The sequence below is a fragment of the Candidatus Symbiopectobacterium sp. NZEC135 genome, assembly GCF_025962695.1.
Window position 1 is genome coordinate 1 of the sequence record NZ_JAGFPF010001581.1, and the last position, 502, is coordinate 502.

The following is a 502-nucleotide window of genomic DNA, read 5'->3' on the forward strand; positions in this document are numbered from 1 at the left end:
CTTCCATCATCGCAAAGTGCAGGCTGGTGCGCAGGCTACGGATGGCTTCAATGGCTAAGTCGGCAGGGTTGCCAATGGCTAGCAATTCAGTAGAACGGGTATTGTTTTTCTTACCCTTCGACAACAAGGCCTTATCTTTCTTCTGTTGCCATTCAGAGAGGGGGACGCTGGCATAAACGTTAATGCCCAACTCTTCAAGCTGTTCAGGGCTTTCGATGCCTTTATGTAGCAAGGTTTTCAGAATCACAAATGCAGTAGATATCATCCCACCCAAAATCATTGCTAACAGAACAATTAATGGTTTTTTAGGCTTAACAGGTTTGGGCTGAACAACGGCTTTATCGATAATACGCACATTACCAACCGTGCTGGCTTTATTAATGCTTAACTCTTGCTGCTTATTCAGCAACTGCATGTAAACTTCTTGCCCAGATTGAACATCACGTGTTAAACGCAAGACTTCTTGCTGCGTTTTCGGCATAGCCCCTACACGTTTGTTAAT

General features: G+C 44.4%; 1 protein-coding gene. It reads right to left on the reverse strand.

Features of this window, described 5'->3' with window-relative positions; all coding sequences use genetic code 11:
- Positions 1-502, reverse strand: a 502-nt coding sequence (locus J5224_RS35485; RefSeq protein ID WP_319802563.1) for a GNVR domain-containing protein, incomplete at both ends; no start/stop codon positions are given.